The sequence below is a fragment of the Streptomyces sp. 35G-GA-8 genome, from assembly GCF_023534745.1.
Taxonomy (GTDB): Bacteria; Actinomycetota; Actinomycetes; order Streptomycetales; family Streptomycetaceae; genus Streptomyces.
Genome location: NZ_JAMHJQ010000006.1, coordinates 237,915 through 256,334 on the forward strand (window position 1 = coordinate 237,915; position 18,420 = coordinate 256,334).

The following is an 18,420-nucleotide window of genomic DNA, read 5'->3' on the forward strand; positions in this document are numbered from 1 at the left end:
AAGCTCCCGCCCGGATGTCCTGGGCGGGAGCTTCGCGCGAGGTGCGCAGGGGACGGACCTTATGCCGGGACCGGACGGACCCTTACGCCGGGACCGCCGGTTCCTGACGGCTGTCGGACCACGCCGACCAGAGTTCGGCGTAGCGTCCGCCCGCCGCGACGAGTTCGTCGTGGGTGCCCGTCTCGACGACACGGCCCTCGTTCAGGACGACGACGCGGTCCGCGGTCGCCGCCTGGGGGAGGCGGTGGGCGACCATCACGCCCGTACGGCCCTCCAGCGCGCGCAGGGCGGCGGTCTCCAGCACGCGGGCGCCCGCGCTGCCGGCGTCGGCGGTGGCCTCGTCCAGGATGGCGATGGGCGGGTCGGCGAGAACGAGGCGGGCGAGGGCGAGTTGCTGGGCCTGGGTCACCGTGAGGCGATGGGCGCCCTCACCGACGACCGTGGCCAGGCCGTCGGGCAGCGCGTCGACCCAGTCCACCGCGTCCACCTGGGCGAGCGCGGCGCGCAGCTCCTCGTCCGTCGCCTCGGGGCGGGCCAGTCGCAGGTCCTCGGAGAGCGGGCCGGCGAAGACATGGACCTCCTGGCTGATCAGGGTGACGGACTGCCGGACCCCGGCCGGTCCCAGCTCCTTGGAGTCCACGCCGCCCAGGGAGATCGCGCCTGCCGTCGGGGTGTGGACGCCCGCGATCAGCTTCGCCAGCGTGGTCTTGCCCGCGCCGCTGGCACCGACCAGGGCCACCCGTTCGCCGTCCCGCACTTCCAGGTCCACCGCGTGGAGCACCGGGTGACCGTCCACATACGCGTGGCCGAGGTCCACCACCTCGACCGAGCCGTCCACCGGCGCGGCGGCCCGCTCGTCGGGCTCCCGTTCGGCCGGGAGTTCCGACACGCCGACGAGACGGGCCAGGCTCGCCCCGGCGGACTGGGCGTCGTCGATGAGGAAGAGCGCGGCGTTGATCGGGTTGAAGAGGCCGTGGAAGTAGAGGGCCGCCGCGGTCGCCGTACCGATGCTCACCGAGCCGTTGTCGACGAGGAGGAATCCGGTGACGAGGATCGACGTCATACCGATGAACTCGGCGATGTTCAGACGGGAGAAGAAGCCCGAGACGAGGCGCATACCCCGCGCCGCCAGGTCCACGGCCGCCCCCGACCGCTGCTCAAGCAGCTCCGCGTGACGTCCGTTCAGACGGAACGCCCGGACCGTACGCACCCCGCCGACGCTGTCGAGCAGCTGGTGGTGGAGCGCGCCGGTTGCCACCCGGTGCGCGGCGTAGACGCTCGCGGCGCGCGGGATGTACCAACGCACCGTGAGGACATGGACGGGGGCGGACACCAGCACCGCGAGCAGCAGACGCCAGTCGAGTACGGCGAGACCCCCCAGCGTCAGCACGATGGTGAGGAAGGCGCCGATGAACTCGGGCAGGGCCTGCCGTACCGCCCTCGCGATGAGGGTGACATCACCGGTCACCCGCGAGGTCAGGTCGCCGGAACCGGCCTGCTCGACCCGTTCCAGCGGCAGTCGCAGCGCCCGTGCGATGAACCGTTCCCGCAGGTCCGCGAGGACCGTCTCGCCGAGCCTGGCGACGAGGGACTTGCCGATGGCGGTCGCGACGGCCCTGGCGACGGCCACCGCCAGCAGGAGCAGCATCGGTACGGTCAGCGCGCTCGCGCCGCGCTCGTCCACGACCAGGTCCACGACGTGGCCGAGCAGCGGCGCGGTCAGCAGCCCGATGCCCGTGCCGACGACCAGTACGGTCACCGCGCCCACGGCCAGTGGCCGGTGACGGCGCAGCAGTCCACGGACGACGGCGAGGGTCCGGGCGCCGGTGGCGGTGGGCAGGAGTTCGCGTTCGGGCGTGCCGGGTCCGCTCATCGTCCGTCCGTCGTCCTTCGTGTCTCGGTGCCGAGGGTGCGGGTCCCGCGGGTCCTGGTCGCGGGGGTCTCCGTGCTGAGCGCTCGTCATGCCAGCACCGCCGCGCGGTACGTCTCGTGGGCGCCGGCCAGCTCGGGATGGCTGCCCCGCGCGGCCACCCGGCCGTCGTCGAGCATGACCACGACGTCGGTGCCGGCGAGCAGGGCGGGGCTCGTGGTGACCAGGACCGTGGTGCGGCCCCGGCGCAGCTCCCGCAGCCGGGCCGCGATGCGGGCCTCGGTGACCGTGTCGACGGCGGTGGTCGGGTCGTGGACGACGAGGACCGGCGGGTCGGCGGCCAGGGCGCGGGCGAGCGCGACCCGCTGGCGCTGGCCGCCGGACAGTGACCGGCCCCGTTCGGTGAGGACGGTGTCGACTCCCTCGGGCAGGGCACGGGCGACGTCGTCCGCCGCCGAGGCGGCCAGCGCCGGGCTCATGTCCGCCCCCTCGGTGTCCGCTCCGGCCCGTACGTTGGCGAGGAGGCTGTCCTCGAACAGATCGGCGTCGTGGTGGGCGACCAGGATCGCGCGGCGGACCTCGCCGGGGTCGAGGTCGGTCAGCGGTACGCCGTCGAGCTCGACGGCGCCTTCGGCGGGGTCGAGTTCGCGGCCCAGGCAGAGCAGCAGATCATTCGCGGCGGCCGGGTCGCGGGTGACCACACCGACGAGGCAGCCGGGCGCGATGTCGAGATCGACGCCGCGCAGCGCGCCCTGGGTGACGCCCCGCAGCCGCAGCCGCCCGACGACCGGGTCGGGAAGCGTGACCGTCCCGGCCACGACGGCGGGAGGCGATGCGAGGATCTCGGCGATCCGGTCGGCCGAGGCACGGCCCTGGGCGAACTCGCCGTTGACGAAGGTGAGGAGCTGGAACGGACCGAGGAGGTACTGGGCGAGCCCGACGGCCGCCACCAGTTCACCCACGCTGATGGTGCCCCGCATCGCCAGATGAGCGCCGACGAGTCCGATGACCGCGATGAAGATGCCTGTCAGCGCGAGGATCGCGCCGTCGTGCCAGGCCCGGCTGCCGGCCGCCCGCAAGGCGGCGGACAGTGAACTCCGGCTGGTCTCCCGGTACCGGGAGACCGCCGCCGACTCGGCGCCGATCCCCTTCAGTACCCGCAGGCCGGCGACCAGGTCGGCGGCGACCCCGGACGCGTGGGCCGCCTGCTCCTGCTCGGTCTCGCTGCGCCGTTCGAGCGGGCGGCTGATGAGATGACCGATCCACAGCAGGGGCGGCACGCCGAGGAGGACGAGCAGACCGAGCGGCACGGAGATACGGAGCAGCGCCACCGCGCTGATGACCAGCCCGGCGATCGCGGACAGACCGTACGTCAGCGCGGAGGCGACCGAGCCGACGCGTCGGGCGTCACCGATCGCGACGGCGGTCAGCGCGCCGGGCAGCCGTCCGGAGTCGGCGCCGCCACGGGGATCGAGCACCCGGGCGGCGAGGTCCTGCCGGATCCGGTGCGCGGCGCCCTCGCCCGCGCCTTCGGTGAGCCGCGCGGAGTTCCGGTAACACGTGGACAGGACGAGGAAGAGCCCGGCGAGCACCAGCAGCCATCGCAGGAGGGCGCCGGAGGATCCGGTCGCCACCGCCTCGTCGATGACCAGGCCGATGACCACCGGGACAAGGGCCTCGCACGCCTGGTGCGCCATGCCGAGGAGCGATGCCACGACGACACGGCGGCGCTGGTCGGTGAGCGCTCTGCGGAGAACATGGCCCCCCGTTGGTCCTCCAGCGGGCATGCGGCGCCTCCATAAGAACAGGGGGGATAGTTAGGTAAGCCTAGCTTAATTACGGTCCGTGCCAAGGGTGTGCCCGGGACTCCGGCAGGCGCTCGCGTCACGAGCGTCGACGCAGGCCGTGCCCCCGCGTTGACCCCGTCACGGCTGTACGGTTAGGCTCACCTAAGTTTCACCGTTCGCATGTCATATCGCGTGCGGCACACCCATGTTCAACGCTTCGTGCGGTGCGCGGGGCGCGCGAACGCCGCCGGGGGAGTGGTCCTTGTCTGTCGAAGCCCGGGCGGCGTCCGGAAGCGAGACCGGTGGTCCCGTCGTGCCCGCGGCCCGTCCGGCCGCCGCGGCCCTGCGCGGTCTCGGGCTGCTCGTGACGCTCGGCGCGCTCGTCCTTGTCTCGCTGGTCAGCGTCTGGGTGGGCACCAGAGGGATTCCGTTCGCCGCCACATGGGACCTCCTGTGGCGCCCTGACGGGTCGGAAGCCGCCGTCATCATTCACGACTACCGGATCCCCCGTACCCTCCTGGGCATCCTCGTCGGAGTGGCCCTCGGGCTGTCCGGCGCCCTGATGCAGGCCCTGACCCGCAATCCGCTCGCCGACCCGGGACTGCTCGGGGTGAACCTGGGCGCCTCCGCCGGAGTCGTCGTGGCCATCGCGTTCATGGGCGTGGCCGCGCCCCTCGGCTATGTGTGGTTCGCCCTCGCCGGGGCGGCCGTGGCGTCGGTGGGTGTCCATCTGCTCGGCTCCTCCGGGCGGAAACTGGCCACCCCCGACCGGCTCGTCGTCGCCGGAGCGGCGGTGACCGCCGTGCTGTACGCCTTCAACTGGGGTGTGCTGCTGTTCGATCCGGAGGCGTTCGACCAGTTCCGGTTCTGGACCGTGGGCTCTCTCGCGGGCCGGTACTACGACATCGTGTTCCTCGTCCTGCCGTTCGTCGCCGTAGGAACGATCATCGCCTTCCTGCTGGCCCCGTCACTCAACGCGCTGGCGATGGGTGACCAACTGGGGCGTGCCCTGGGCGTGCGCGTCGGCCGTACCCGTGTGCTGGCGGCGCTCGCCGTGATGCTGCTGTGCGGCGCCGCCACCGCGGCCGTCGGGCCGATCAGCTTCGTGGGGCTCGCCGTTCCGCATGTCGCCCGGTTCCTCTCCGGGACCGATCAGCGCTGGGTGTTCGCGTACTCGATGCTGCTCGCACCGGTCCTGCTCATCGGCTCGGACGTGCTGGGCCGTGTGCTCGGCGCGCCGGGCGAGGTGCAGGTCGGTATCGTCACCGCGTTCATCGGGGCGCCCCTGTTCATCGCGCTGTGCCGTCGTCGAAAGCTGGTCATGCTGTGAGCGCCGCCCAGGAGGCGGGAGCCTCCGTGCCCGGATCCGTCAACACCCCCGCCCCGCGCGTCATCAGCGGCCGGGTCGTCCGCATCGGACCGGGCGGGATCTCGCTGCGGGTGCGGGGCCGGGTCTTCGCCGTGACCGTCCTGTTGCTTCTCGCGCTGGTCGTCGTCGTGGGTGTCACCCTGACCACCGGTGACCTCCCGCTCTCCGTCGGGGAAGTCCTCAAGGCGCTGACCGGGAGCGGATCCGCCTCCGCCGACTTCGTCGTCAACACCCTGCGTATGCCGCGCATCCTGACCGCGGTGTTCGTCGGCGCGGCCCTCGCGGTGAGCGGGGCGATCCTGCAGAGCCTCACCCGCAACTCCCTCGGCAGCCCCGACATCATCGGCTTCACCAACGGCTCCGCCGTGGGCGCGCTCGTCGTCATCATCGTGCTGCACGGCAGCATGACCCAGATCGCGTTCGGCGCGCTGGTCGGTGGTCTCGCCACGGCCCTCGCGGTCAACCTCCTCATGGTCGGCCGCGGTTTGCAGGGTTTCCGGCTGGTCGTCATCGGGATCGGCGTCAGCGCCCTGCTGCTCGCCGTCAACTCGTATCTGATCACCCGGGCGACCTTCCAGGAAGCGCTGGAGGCCCAGGCATGGCTGATCGGCAGTCTGGGAAACCGGCTGTGGACACACGCCAACGCCATCGGTCTCGCCCTCGCCGTGCTGCTGCCGCCGGCCTTTCTTCTCTCCCGCCGCCTCTCCATGGTGGAGATGGGCGACACCACCGCCACCGCGCTCGGTGTCGATGTGACACGCACCCGCACCATCCTCCTCATCATCAGCGTCGCCCTCGCCGCGTTCGCCACCGCCGTCACCGGGCCCATCTGGTTCATCGCCCTGGCCGCGCCGCAGGTGGTCCGGGGACTCACCCGGTCATCCGGCCCGGTGCTGCTGCCGTCCGCGCTCATGGGCGCCGTTCTCCTCGCCCTGAGCGACCTCGTCGTGCAGCGGGTCTTCGCACCCGCGCTCCTTCCGGTGGGCACGGCGACCGGCGCCATCGGCGGGCTCTACCTCATCTGGCTGCTGATCACCGAGTCGCGAAAGAGCCGCGCATGACCGCGAAAGAGCCGCGCATGACTGGAAAGAACCACCCCCGGCCCCGGCTGCGTGCCGAGGACCTCACGCTGTCCTACGACCAGCGGACGGTGGCCACGTCCCTGAGCGTCGACATCCCCGACCACTCCTTCACGGTGATCATCGGGCCGAACGCCTGCGGCAAGTCGACGCTGCTCGCGGCGCTGGCCCGGATGCTCAAGCCGAAGGCCGGGCAGGTCTACCTCGACGGCGCCGCCATCGCCTCGTACCGCTCCCGTGAGGTCGCCCGCCGCCTCGGCCTGCTCCCGCAGTCCTCCAGCGCGCCGGGCGGCATCACGGCCGGCGACCTGGTGGCCCGCGGCCGGTATCCGCACCAGCGCCTGCTGAAGCAGTGGTCCGCCGAGGACGAGGCGGCTGTCACCGAGGCGATGCGGCAGACCGGCGTACTCGAACTCGCCGACCGTCCCGTGGACGACCTCTCCGGCGGACAGCGCCAGCGCGTCTGGCTGTCCATGGTGCTGGCGCAGCAGACCTCCATCCTTCTGCTGGACGAGCCGACCACCTTCCTCGACATCGCGCACCAGGTCGAGGTGCTCGACCTGTGCGCCGAACTCCACGCCCGCAAGGGCCACACCGTCGTCGCGGTCCTGCACGATCTCAACCAGGCGTGCCGCTACGCCACTCACCTCATCGTGATGCGGCCGGGCGGCATCATCGCCGCCCAGGGAGACCCCGCCACCGTCATGACCGCCGAGCTCGTCGAGGACGTGTTCGGCCTGCCCTGCCGGATCATCGGCGACCCCGAGACCGGCACTCCACTGATGGTGCCGGCCGCCCCCAGGCGGTACGCGCCCGAGACGGCCGCGGCCGGCATCCCGGACCAGGCAGCGGACGCCATGCTCGCCGAAACCTCCTAGTGCCGCGACCGGCAATGTTTGCCCGTCAAGGAGCGGCGTCCAGTGCGTGTGATCGCAAGGCGGCCGGAAGCCCTCGTAGCGGAGCTACTTGGGCTTATGGCCAACGCCGCGAGCGCGCGTGCTGGACGGCGCGACGGGGCAAACATTGCCGGGAGGGGCACGAGAGACGGATGGGTTCCGTATGACGCTGTGCACGAGGCTGACCAACGCGCGCATCCTCACCATGGACCCGGAGCGGCCGCTCGCTCACGACCTGGGCATCTGGCGGGGGCGGATCGTGGGCCTGGACGAGGCCGTGACCTCACTGCCCGCCCGCGAGGTGATCGACCTTCAGGGCGCCACCGTCCTGCCGGGGTTCATCGACAGCCATGTCCACCTGGCGTGGACGGGGCTCAAGGCGAGCTCCCCGAGCATCGCCGGCCTCGAACGCGTCGAGGATGTTCTCGCCGTCGTGGCGGACGCCGCCTCCCGCACAGGCGCACCCGGTGAGTGGGTGCACATCGGTGGGTACGACCAGCGAGTCCTCGGGCGGCACCTGACCGCGGCGGATCTCGACCCGGTCAGCCACGGCCGCCGGGTGTTCGTGATGCACGATTCCGGTCACGCCTGTGTGGTCAACAGCGCCGTGCTCGACCTGCTGTCCGCCGACGTCCCCCATGACAACGGCGTTCTCGTGGAGGGTGCGATGAGCGCCGTACGCCGGCTGCGCCTGCCGTACTCCCAACGGGAACTCGCCGACGCCATCGAGTACGCCGCGCGCGCCTGCCTCGCCGAAGGCATCACGGCCTGCGCCGAGGCCGGTATCGGCGGCGGCCTGCTGGGCCACAGCCCCGTCGAGCTCGGCGCCTATCAACTCCTGCGCGACCAGGGTCGGCTGCCGCTGCGGGTCCAGCTCATGCCGGGCGCCGACACCCTGCGGCCGCTCGGCGCGCACGAGAACGACGGCATCCCGCGCGCGCTCGACCTCGGCCTGCGCACGGGGTTCGGCGACGACTGGCTGTCCATCGGCGCTCTGAAGATCTACACCGACGGCGGCATGATGGCCCGTACGGCCGCTCTCACGGCCCCGTACGAGGGGATGACCCACACGGGGCAGCTCCAGGACGACCCGGAACACCTCACCTCCCTCATCGTCGACGGCCACCTGGCCGGCTGGCAGCTCGCCGTCCACGCCATCGGCGACCGCGCCGCGGATCTCGCCCTGGACGCCCTGGAGCGGGCGCAGACGCTGCGGCCCCGCGCCGACGCGCGCCACCGTATCGAGCACGCCGGGCTCATCCGGCCGGACCAACTGCCCCGCTTCGCCCGGCTCGGACTCGGCGCGGTGATCCAGCCCAACTTCCTGCGCCACTTCGGCGACGACTACGCCACGATCATGGGCCCGGAGCGTGCGACCTGGATGTACCGCGGCCGGGCCTTTCTCGACCATGGCGTCACGCTCGTCGGCAGCTCGGACCGCCCCGTCACCGACGGATCGCCGCTGCGGGCCATCCAGTTCATGGTCGAGCGGGCCTCGCTCTCGGGGCAGCTCATCGGGCCGGACGAGGCGATCACCGTCGACGAGGCGCTGCACGCCTACACCCTCGCCGGGGCGTACGCCTCGCGATGGGACGACAGCGCGGGCAGCCTCACCCCGGGCAAGCGCGCCGACCTCGTCGTCCTGGGCGACGACCCGCACCGCGTCGAGCCCTCCGGAATCGGCGACATCGAGGTCGTCGCGACCTTCGTGGACGGACGCGAGGCGACGGAGAGCGGAAAACTGTGAGCACCCCGGTCGACGGCGGTGGCGAAGCCGCGACTTGGCTACACAGTTAGGTAAGGCTAACCTTACTCTGACTGTGTTTCATCGAGGTGAAACCGCGCACCAACAGGGTGTCTCACGCGATGGAGCCGAGGAAGGAACGCCTTGATCACGGCCAGGCCGCGCCCCGCGACGCGGCTGTCTGACGCGCCCCACCCGATACGTCCGCCCGCCGCACCCGCCGTCCGGGTACGTCCCGCCCGCACCCGGGACGCCACGGCGCTCGCGGCGCTCTCCGAGCCGTTCGTACGCTCCGGCGCACTGCGTGCCCGGCCGTTCCAGGTCTACGCCTGGCACGCCGGCGAATTCCTGATGGCCGAGGCGCCTGACGGAACGCTGGACGGCTGCCTGGCGCTCCGTGTCCATCCCGAACCGACACGCGACGGGCGTGCGACCGGCGTTCTGTACAACTTCTGTGTCGCGCACGGACGACAGGGCAGCGGTCTGGGCGCACGGCTCCTGGCCGCGGCCCTCGCCGAGGGGCGCGCGCGGGCGCTGGACACGCTGTTCACCGCGACGACCGGAAGCGGCCGGCTCTTCCTCCGCCATGGCTTCGTCCCGGTCTCCCCGCACCGTGCCCCGGAGACCTGGGCGCGGTCGCTGGATCCGCGGCGCGGCGCCAAGGTCCTCGCCCGGGTCCTGTGACCACGTGGCGGCACCCGGCCGGCGCGACGACGGGGAGGGCCCGAGCCATATCCGGCTCGGGCCCTCCCTGTCATGACGAGGTGCCCGCGTGGCTCGCGGGGCGCTGTGGCCGCCGGTCAGGCGCGGTCCTGCGCGGCGGCGTCGGGTGCCTCGTCCGGGACGATCGTCGTGCCCGTGCTCTCCTCGGCGAAGACGCCGCGCAGTACGGCGTGCGGCACCCGGCCGTCCAGTACATGGGCTGTGCGGACGCCCGCACGTACCGCCCGCAGACACCCCTCCATCTTCGGAAGCATGCCGCTCGCGAGTCCCGGCAGCAGCGCGTCCAGTTCACCGGCCGTGAGCCGGTCGATCACCTCGGTGCTGTGCGGCCAGTCCGCGTACAGCCCCTCGACGTCGGTCAGCACCACCAGCCGCTCCGCACCGAGCGCGACCGCGAGCGCCGACGCCGCGAGATCGGCGTTGACGTTGTAGACCTCCCCGTCCGTACCCCGCGCGATGGGCGAGACGACGGGGATGCGGCCCGCCGTGAGCAGTGCGCCGATGGTGCCGGTGTCCACGGCCACGACCTCGCCGACGAGACCGATGTCCACCGACCGCCCGTCCACCCGCACCGGGCGGCGTACGGCCGTCATGGTGTGCGCGTCCTCGCCCGACATGCCCACGGCGTAGGGGCCATGGGCGTTGAGTGCGCCGACCAGATCCCGCTGGACCTGGCCGGTCAGGACCATGCGGACCACATCCAAGGTCTCGGGCGTGGTGACACGCAGCCCCGCCTCGAAACGCACCTCCAGGTCGAGGCGGTCGAGCATCGCGCTGATCTGTGGTCCGCCGCCATGCACGACGACCGGACGCAGGCCGGCGTGCCGCAGCTCCACGATGTCCCGCGCGAACGTCCGGTGGAGCGCGGGGTCCACCATGGCGTTGCCGCCGAATTTGACGACCACCGTTGGCCCGACCGGCAAGCCCATGACTGTCCCTCCCCGGACGGCGCGCATGCCCCCACCTCGACTGAACTTAGCTAAGCCTAGCCTAACTTGAATCGTGATCGGTCCCGCACGCGTCTCGGTCCTACCGGCGAGGGCTGATTCCCGCCACGGTCAGACCGAGCAGTCGATGTGCCTCCGTGGCGGGGTCCGGGTGGTGTTCCGTGGCCAGGGCGATGCCCGTGACCAGTGTGATCAGGTCGGCGACGGTCACGTCGGGAGTCACCGCGCCGGCCCGCGCGGCGTCACGCAGCAGCGGGCCGGCCGCCCCGGTGAGCTTCACCGAGCAGGCGTTCACATGGTCCGGGTCGTCCATCCCGTCCTGGGTCAGCGCGTCGGCCATGCCCCGCGCGGAGGCGGCGTACGTGGTGAGCGCGCCCAGCCAGTCCAGTAGCGCCGCTCGCGCGTCGGCCGCCCCGGTCAGCTCCGCGGCCCGGACGCACAGGGCCTCGATCCGCTCGCTGAACACCGCCTCCAGCAGTGCGCCGCGGCTGGGGAAGTGCCGGCGCACGGTGGCCGAGCCGACTCCCGCGGTGCGGGCGATCTGCTCCAGCGAGGCGTCGGCGCCGTGCGCGGCGACCTCTTCCTCGGCCACGGCGAGGATCCGCGCGTAGTTGCGCCGGGCGTCCGCGCGCTGAGCGGTCATGGCGTCATCTCCGAGCTTGCTAAGTGGCGGGGTCCTCCGTATCGTACCGGGAACGTAAGTGGCGGGCCTCGCCACTTAGCCGCGAGGCGCCCCTGCGTGCCAACCACGAGGAGCACAATGACTTCAGAATCCGCACCCGTCCTGGTCACCGGCGCCACCGGTCGGCAGGGTGGCGCCACCGCCCGCGTCCTGCTCGCGACGGGCGTTCCCGTCCGGGCGCTGGTCCGCGATCCCGCGACCGACCGGGCGAAGGCGGTCGAAGCGCTCGGCGCCGAACTGGTCACCGGCGACCTCTACGACCGCGACTCCGTGACCCGGGCCGCCACGGGAGCCCGCGCCGTCTTCTCGGTCCAGATGCCCGACCTGGACGGACGCGGCTTCGAAGGCGAGGTCGCCCAGGCCGTCAACCTGATCGAGGGCGCGAGGGCCGCCGGAGTACCGCAGTTCGTCCACACCTCCGTCTCCGGTGCCGGGCAGCACACCCACTGGGTCAAGGACCAGTGGGCCTGGATGGAGCCGTACTACGCCGCGAAGGCCGGGATCCAGGACCGGGTGCGTGCGGCGGGCTTCACGCGCTGGACGCTCATCAAACCGGGCTTCTTCATGGGGAACTTCCTCCCCGCCGAGGAGATCATGTTCCCTCGCGGGGTCGAAGGCGGCCTCGTGAGCCTCCTCAAGCCCGCGACCCGTCTGTCCCTCGTCGCGGTCGAGGACATCGGCGAGGCGGCAGCCGCCGCCATCGCCGCACCCGAGCGGTTCGACCGTGTCGAACTGGAACTGGCCGGCGACCACCTGGCGATGACCGACATCGCCGAGGTCCTCTCCCGCGCCCTGGACGCCGAGCTGACCGCGCCCGATCTGACGGAGGAAGAGGCGACCGCCGCCGGGATGCCCGGCATGGGCCTTGGTCAGGCGATGCTGAACGAGTATCCGCAGCCCGCCCGGCCGGAGTTCGCCCGGGACCTCGGTGTCCCCCTCACCACCTTCGAGGCATGGGCAAGGAAACACCTGCGGGCCCGGGCCTGACACAGCCGGACGCGGGGTGCCGAGTCGTATGCCCGGCAGTCAGCCGCCGGCGGCCGATGTCCTGTCCTCATGAACCCCGCCCGTGTGGCGGGCCCTCAGAAGCCTGAGCTGGAGGGCGTGCACCACCTCGACCACGCCCAGGATGATCAGCCAGATGCCGGCCACCAGAGCGAGGGCGGCGAGTGAGCCGAACGGGGAGACGATCAGCACCACACCGGCCAAGCAGGTGATCACCCCGAGGAACAGTTGCCAGCCGCGGGCGGGCAGCCCCTTGGTGGAAGCCGCCACGACGACCAGCATGATCCCGCGGAACAGCCAGCCGAATCCGATCCACAGGGCCAGCAGCAGCAACGACTGCGCCTCTCCCCGGAAACAGATCAGTCCGAGCAGCACACTCAGCGCTCCGGTGACGAAATGCAGCACCCGCATCCCGCCGGGCACATGCGACCCGAACGCCCCCGCCAGTTGAAAGACGCCGGTGACCAGCAGGTAGATACCGAAGAGGACGCCGACCACCAGCAGCGTCGCTCCCGGCCAGGCGAGGACGCAGACACCCAGGGCGATGGCGGCGATTCCCGCCATGAGCAGGACGAACCAGCCGTGCTTGGCAAGCCTGCCGAGCACGTCTTCTGGTACCTCGCCGGGGACGCCGGAAAAGGAGGCCATGGCACCGCCTTTCGTGGACAAGCCTGGTGACGTGCGGATGCCCCCATCCTCTGCCGCTTCGCGCTTCCCCGCATCGCGGAGCGACGGCGGGAGGAGCGCCCCCGGAGCCGCCGTCGCGAGGTCAGGCGCGGGTGGCCGAGGCCAGATACGCGTCGGTCGCCGCCGGGTCCGCGAGCCAGTTCGTGAAGTCGGAGGGGTCCGCGTACACGTTGGCGAACCGGCGGGCGACCGCCTCGTGCGTGACCGCCGCCGACAGGACCCGCAGCATGTGCTCGGGCAGCGGCCCCAGCATCATGGTGGTGAAGGCCGTGGTGTGCCGGGCGTGGTCCCAGAACGCGTCGAACGTGCGCCGCATCCACGCCGGATCGAAGGCGCCCTCGCCGCGTTCGAGGATCGCGCGGAGGTAGATGTCCGCGCAGCGCGCCGCGTTGTTGGCGCCCTGGCCGGTGACCGGGTCGTTGACGACCACGACATCGGCCATGCCCAGGACATGGACGTCCGGGGAGAGGCGGGCGACCGGGTGCCGCACCGTGGGGGTCACCGCTCCGAACAAGGTGGCGTTGGCGTCGGTCGGCTCGGCCGCCGCGCAGAGTTCGTACTCCCACGGCAAGAAGGCGCGCAGCAGGTCGAGGGAGCGGGCCAGGTGGTCCCGCGGCGACGGACGGTCCTGCCAGCAATCCAGCGGGCCGCCGGGCACGGCTTCCCACAGCAGGGTGGTGCACGGGCCGCTGGTGGTCAGCGCCGGCTGAAGGAAGACCTCGCCCACCCCCGGCACGACATGAATACGCACCTGGGTCCGCGCCGGGCCGCCGGGCATCCGCACCCCGTGCAGATACACGCAGGAGAGCGTACGCAGCGGCCCCTCGAACCGGGGCCGCCGGTCGTCCCGCGCGAAGACCTCCGCCAGCTCGCCCCGGCCCGCCGCGACCAGCGTCAAGTCCCCGTCCGAGGCGAGGCGTTCCAGCTCGGCCGCGTCGATCGCCCGATGGATGACCCGGCCGCCCCTGGTCTCGAACAACTCCAGCCAGTCGGCCATCTTGACCCGCTGGTCGACGGACTGCTGTGGCTCGTCCAGCGGTCCGGTGAACGCCAGCGCCTCGGTGCCGGGGCCGTCCGCGACAACCGCCCGGATGGCCCGGACCTCGGGGGTCTGCTGCTGCCAGAGGTTCAACCCGGCCTCGCGTTCGATCCGTAGCGCGGGCCCGAACATGGCCTGGGTCGACATCACCCGCCCCGACCGGATCTGCCGCGCGTCACGGGCCGCGACCACGGTCACGTCATAGCCGCGCGCGAGCAGTCCCAGCGCGAGCTGGAGTCCGGCCTGCCCCGCCCCCACGATCACGATCTCACGCATGCCGTCTCCTTGACCGCGGACATCAACGGACATCAACGGGGGACCAGATCCGCGCCCGCCGGTGGTTGAACGATCTCCATGGCTGGGCGGTTACGGTCCGACCACTGCGCCCCGCCCACTGATGGCATGCGGCGGTGCGGACCGGACGCCGGTACGCCGGTCCGGCTCGGTGCCGCGTTGTGTCAGCCGGGGCGCTCGGCCCGTACCCGCTCGCGGTGTGCCGCGTTGTCGTGCCGGGGGAGCAGGAGCGGGGTCGCCAGAAGGAGGAGACCGGCGATCACGATCGCCGTACGGGGACCCGTGAGGCCGGCCAGCAGGCCCCACAGGGCGGTCAGGGTCGCGATGGTGAGCTTGCTGGTGACCGACCACGCGGACAGGGTGCGGGCGACTCGGTCCGTCGCGGTGTTGTCGAGCCGGTAGGTGGCGAACACCGGATTGAACACGCCCATGCAGGTGATGAGCCCGAACTCGACGACCATGACGAGTACGAGCCCGCCGGCGCCGGGGCGGATGAACGCCAGCCCGAGCAGCCAGCACGCGCGCAGTGTCCCGGCGATGAGCATGACCTTGTGCTGTCCGAACCGCGCGACGAGCGGACGGGACAGCCGTGCGCCGAGGAGCCCGCCGACGCAGGGCGCGGCGAAGGCGAGGCCGTACTGCCAGGGTGCGAAACCGAGATGGCTGAGCATGAGGACGGCGAGCACCGGGGAGATCGCCATGATCAGGCCGCTGACCAGGACCGTGTTGAAGAACAGCGGTCGCAGGGCGGGGTGGGCCAGGATGTACCGCCACCCGTCGAACAGGTCGCCGACCCGGAAGCGCGCAGTGCCGGTTCGCACGGGGTGCGGTTCCCCGCCGCCGATCGCGCGGATCCCCATCGCGGAGAGCAGGAAGCTGACCGCGTTGGCCACCACGGTCATCACCGGGCCGAACATTCCGATCGCGGCCCCGCCGAGCGGCGGTCCCAGCACCGACGCGGTCCAGGTCGTGGACTCGAACCGGCCGTTCGCGACGAGCAGGTCCGCCGGCCGCACGAGCGCCTTCAGACACGCGCCGCCGGCCGCCGTGAAAGCGATGTCGGCCGCGCCGACGACGACCGCCACGACCAGGAGTTGGGCGAAGCTGAGCAGCCCGAGCGCGTACGCGGCGGGGACGCTCATCAGCGCGCCGAACCGGACCAGGTCCATCGCGACCATCACCGGCCGTTTACGGCGGAACTCCACCCATGGTCCGAGCGGCACCGCGACGAGCGCGCCGACCGCCAGCCCCGCGGCCGCCAGCAGCGACACCTCGGTCGTCCCGGCGTGCAGCACGAGGATCGCGATCAAGGGGAACGCGTCGAACGCCAGCCAGGTGCCGAACGTGCTGACCCCGTACGCCGCCCACAGCCACCCGAACTGCCGGCCCAGCGACTTCCTGACCACTCATCCCCGCCTGTCCGCCGTGCGACGCCCACTCCCTCCGTACGAGTGGCGTCCGCAGTATGCCAGTCGGCTGCCCGAGCCGGCGGTGTAGTGCGTAGGCACCAGGGCACGTGAGCGGCTGGTCCGAACGCACCAGGGGAAGACGGGCGCGGTGGACGATGCCCGGCGGGGGCGCCGGAAGGGAGTGTGGGAGGCACCGAGGCGCGCTCGGCCCACCCCCTCGCAACCCATGATGAGAAGGACGTCCATGTCCGAAGCTGTGGTTTCCCCTGTCCGTCTCGGGAGACTGCCGATCGGTGCCCTCGGCATCCTGGCACTCGCCCTCGGCACCCTGCAGTCCGTGGTGGAGCCCGCGCTCCCGCTGCTCCAACGTGAGTTGGGGGTCAGTCCCGCCGAAGGGGCATTGGTCGGCAACACCTTGCTCATCACCGGCGCGGTGGTCACACCCGTCGCGGGCAAACTGGGCGACCGCTACGGCGGAAAGCGGGTGCTGGTCCGGCTGATGGCCGTGGTCTCGGCCGGTGGTCTGCTGGCCGGCCTGGCGCCGAACCTGCCGGCGTTGTTGCTCGGTCAGGTCTTGCAGGGCGTCATGGTGGGTGCGCTGCCACTCTCCTTCATCCTGGTGCGCAAACATCTCCCGGCGGGAGAGTCACAGGTGGCGATCGGGCTGGTCATCGCGCTGTTCACGGGCGGCGGCATGGTGGGAACACTGATCGCCGGGCCGATCGCGGAAGGGCTGTCCTGGAATTGGATGTTCGCGCTGCCGACGATCGCGATCATCGCGACGACACTGGCCGTGACCCGGCTGATGCCGGATGATCCGCCGGTCGAATCGGACGACAGGATCGACTGGCCCGGCGTGGTTCTGCTGAGCGGCACATTGCTCGCGTTCATGCTCGGGCTCGTGATGGTGACAAACGGCGACCTGCCGCGACTCGCGATCGGCGCCATCGCGGTGGCCGTGGCCGCCCTCGCGACCGGATGGGTCGTCGTCGAGCGCCGGGCGGCCTCGCCGATGGTCGATCTCCGCATGCTGGCGAAGCCCGCCATGTGGAGTTCGTGCGTGCTCACCCTCGTCATCACCACCAGTTTCGGGATGGTGGTCCTTCTGCTCCCGCAGCTGTTCGCGATATCGGCCGACGGGTACGGCTTCGGGGCCGGCACCACCGACATTGGATTGTTCCTGCTGCCCGGCGCCCTCGCCGGGGCGGTGAGCGATTCGGTCGGCGGGATCGCGGCGCGGCGTTTCGGTCCGCGTGCCGTGGTCGCCGTGGGCGCCGTCGTCACGGCGGTCACGCTGTTCGCCCTGGCGTCGGTGCACACCGCGGAGTGGCAGCTCGTCCTCGCGAAGGCGCTGACCGCGTTCGCCGCGGGCGTCGGTACCACGGCGTTGGTCGCCCGCACCGCCACCGCGGTCGAGGCCAGGGACACCGGCATCGCCACCGGCCTGCTCGTGGTGACCCGGGTGATCGGCGTCGCGCTGGGCGCCCAGGTCGGCGGCGCGATCCTCGCCGCCGGGGCCGACCCGACGACGGGCCGGCCCGCCGAATCGGCCTTCGTCACAGGGTTCGCCGTCGCCGGCCTCGTCGCCGCACTGTCACTGCTTGTCGTCCGTATCACGAAGAAAGGAGTCCAGGCATGACACCTATCAGTCCCTCGATGGACATGAGGACCACCGTGAAGCGCGAGGTTCTGATCTCCGGGGCCAGCATCTCAGGACCCGCGCTGGCGTACTGGCTGCACCGTTCCGGATGCGCGGTCACCGTGGTGGAGAAGGCAGGCGCGCCGCGCGACGGTGGTTACCCGATCGATGTCCGCGGTACCGCGACAGAGGTGGTCCGGCGGATGGGGATACTGCCGCGACTGCGGGACGCGCACATCGACTCGCGTCGCTGCACCTTCCTCGACGCCGATGGCGGAAAAGTGGCTTCGGTCAGCCCGAGCGCCGTTGCCGGCAGTGTGGAGGGGCAGGACCTTGAGGTGCGTCGTGGGGATCTGACCGCGAGCCTCTACGCGATAGTCCGCGACGACGTGGAGTTCCTGTTCGACGACTCCATCCACACCCTCGACCAGTCCGAACGGGGCGTCGACGTTACTTTCCACAGCGGGCGGCGGCGCACATTCGACCTGGTCGTCGGCGCCGACGGTATGCACTCATCCACCCGGGAGTCCCTGTTCGGCCCCGAAGAACAGTTCCACCGCTACCTCGGCTACTGCTTCGCCATATTCACCATGCCGAACACCTTCGGGCTCTCCCACGAGCTCGTGTTGTGGAACACCCCGGGGAAAGCCGCGGCCCTCTACGCCGTCGGCGACAACGACGAGCTGCACGCCTTCCTGAACTTCCACCGACCGGAACCGCCGCTCGACGCCCTCCGGAACCCCGACGCCCAGCGGGACCTGGTCGCCACGGTCTTCGCGGACGCGGGATGGGAGGTCCCCGGCATCGTCGACGCCATGCGCGACGCGGATGACCTGTTCTTCGACACGGCCGGTCAGATCCGCATGCCCCACTGGTCCAGCGGCCGCGTCGCGCTCGTCGGCGACGCCGCGTACGCACCCTCGTTCCTCACCGGACAGGGCACGAGCCTCGCGCTGGTCGGCGCCTACATGCTGGCCAACGCCCTGGCCACGAACCGGGATCACACCGCGGCCTTCGCCGTCTACGAACGCGGCCTTCGCGAGTTCGTCGCCATGAATCAGGCACTGGTCGACAACGGTGCGGCCACGCTCTTCCCCACCACGGCACGGGCCCTGGAGCGACGCGACACCATGCTGCGCGACCTTGTCACCATGCCCTCCGCGCCGGCGCGACCGGCCCACTCGGCCCTGACACTGCCGGAATTCGCCCCGGTGCCATGACGCGGCCGGCCGCGTGGAGCCGCCCAAGGG

Annotated in this window: 15 protein-coding genes; 8 read left to right on the forward strand and 7 right to left on the reverse strand. The window is 71.6% G+C overall.

Annotated elements, in window-relative coordinates:
* Positions 1-82: 82 nt before the first annotated feature.
* Both M1203_RS15270 and M1203_RS15275 read right to left on the reverse strand, forming a co-directional pair.
* On the reverse strand, positions 83-1,873 hold the full coding sequence (locus tag M1203_RS15270) for an ABC transporter ATP-binding protein (protein ID WP_249950225.1): 1,791 nt from the start codon (positions 1,871-1,873) through the stop codon (positions 83-85).
* Positions 1,874-1,959: 86 nt separating this feature from the next.
* Positions 1,960-3,657 carry an ABC transporter ATP-binding protein gene (locus M1203_RS15275; protein WP_249950226.1) on the reverse strand — a complete coding sequence of 566 codons (1,698 nt, stop codon included), beginning with the start codon at positions 3,655-3,657 and terminating at the stop codon, positions 1,960-1,962.
* Positions 3,658-3,919: 262 nt separating this feature from the next.
* Between M1203_RS15275 and M1203_RS15280 the strand changes: the two genes are divergently transcribed.
* The 5 genes from M1203_RS15280 to M1203_RS15300 all read left to right on the forward strand — a co-directional run bounded on the left by M1203_RS15280 (position 3,920) and on the right by M1203_RS15300 (position 9,429).
* Positions 3,920-4,987: an iron ABC transporter permease gene (locus M1203_RS15280; RefSeq protein WP_249950227.1), complete on the forward strand. Its 1,068-nt coding sequence runs from the start codon at positions 3,920-3,922 to the stop codon at positions 4,985-4,987.
* On the forward strand, positions 4,984-6,087 hold the full coding sequence (locus M1203_RS15285; RefSeq protein ID WP_249950228.1) for an iron chelate uptake ABC transporter family permease subunit: 1,104 nt from the start codon (positions 4,984-4,986) through the stop codon (positions 6,085-6,087). Before M1203_RS15280 ends, M1203_RS15285 begins: the two co-directional genes overlap by 4 nt.
* A 17-nt stretch (positions 6,088-6,104) precedes the next feature.
* A complete protein-coding gene (locus M1203_RS15290) occupies positions 6,105-6,983 on the forward strand; it encodes an ABC transporter ATP-binding protein (protein ID WP_249950229.1) in 879 nt (292 codons plus the stop codon).
* 181 nt (positions 6,984-7,164) lie between these two features.
* Positions 7,165-8,748 carry an amidohydrolase gene (locus M1203_RS15295; protein ID WP_249950230.1) on the forward strand — a complete coding sequence of 528 codons (1,584 nt, stop codon included), beginning with the start codon at positions 7,165-7,167 and terminating at the stop codon, positions 8,746-8,748.
* Between the two features lie 141 nt (positions 8,749-8,889).
* Positions 8,890-9,429 (forward strand): GNAT family N-acetyltransferase, encoded by a 540-nt coding sequence (locus M1203_RS15300; RefSeq protein WP_374403019.1) that lies wholly within the window; start codon positions 8,890-8,892, stop codon positions 9,427-9,429.
* 116 nt (positions 9,430-9,545) lie between these two features.
* Here the strand turns inward: M1203_RS15300 and argB are convergent, their stop codons facing one another.
* Both argB and M1203_RS15310 read right to left on the reverse strand, forming a co-directional pair.
* The gene (argB, locus tag M1203_RS15305) at positions 9,546-10,397 is read right to left on the reverse strand and encodes an acetylglutamate kinase (RefSeq protein ID WP_249950231.1); all 852 of its coding nucleotides are present in this window, start codon (positions 10,395-10,397) and stop codon (positions 9,546-9,548) included.
* A 100-nt stretch (positions 10,398-10,497) separates the two neighbouring features.
* On the reverse strand, positions 10,498-11,058 hold the full coding sequence (locus M1203_RS15310) for a TetR/AcrR family transcriptional regulator (RefSeq protein WP_249950232.1): 561 nt from the start codon (positions 11,056-11,058) through the stop codon (positions 10,498-10,500).
* 117 nt (positions 11,059-11,175) lie between these two features.
* Between M1203_RS15310 and M1203_RS15315 the strand changes: the two genes are divergently transcribed.
* Positions 11,176-12,084, forward strand: a complete 909-nt coding sequence (locus M1203_RS15315; RefSeq protein ID WP_249950233.1) for an NmrA family NAD(P)-binding protein — start codon at positions 11,176-11,178, stop codon at positions 12,082-12,084.
* A gap of 39 nt (positions 12,085-12,123) precedes the next feature.
* On the opposite strand, the gene M1203_RS15320 is transcribed toward M1203_RS15315, so the two are convergent.
* The 3 genes from M1203_RS15320 to M1203_RS15330 form a co-directional block, all read right to left on the reverse strand.
* Positions 12,124-12,750, reverse strand: a complete 627-nt coding sequence (locus M1203_RS15320) for an HdeD family acid-resistance protein (RefSeq protein ID WP_249950234.1) — start codon at positions 12,748-12,750, stop codon at positions 12,124-12,126.
* Positions 12,751-12,871: 121 nt separating this feature from the next.
* A complete protein-coding gene (locus M1203_RS15325; RefSeq protein WP_249950235.1) occupies positions 12,872-14,104 on the reverse strand; it encodes a styrene monooxygenase/indole monooxygenase family protein in 1,233 nt (410 codons plus the stop codon).
* Positions 14,105-14,286: 182 nt separating this feature from the next.
* Complete coding sequence (locus M1203_RS15330; protein ID WP_249950236.1) at positions 14,287-15,528, reverse strand: MFS transporter; 1,242 nt, start codon at positions 15,526-15,528, stop codon at positions 14,287-14,289.
* A gap of 247 nt (positions 15,529-15,775) precedes the next feature.
* On the opposite strand from M1203_RS15330, the gene M1203_RS15335 reads away from it, so the two are divergent.
* Complete coding sequence (locus M1203_RS15335; protein ID WP_249950237.1) at positions 15,776-17,170, forward strand: MFS transporter; 1,395 nt, start codon at positions 15,776-15,778, stop codon at positions 17,168-17,170.
* Positions 17,167-18,390 carry an FAD-dependent monooxygenase gene (locus tag M1203_RS15340; RefSeq protein WP_249950238.1) on the forward strand — a complete coding sequence of 408 codons (1,224 nt, stop codon included), beginning with the start codon at positions 17,167-17,169 and terminating at the stop codon, positions 18,388-18,390. Before M1203_RS15335 ends, M1203_RS15340 begins: the two co-directional genes overlap by 4 nt.
* Positions 18,391-18,420: the final 30 nt, after the last annotated feature.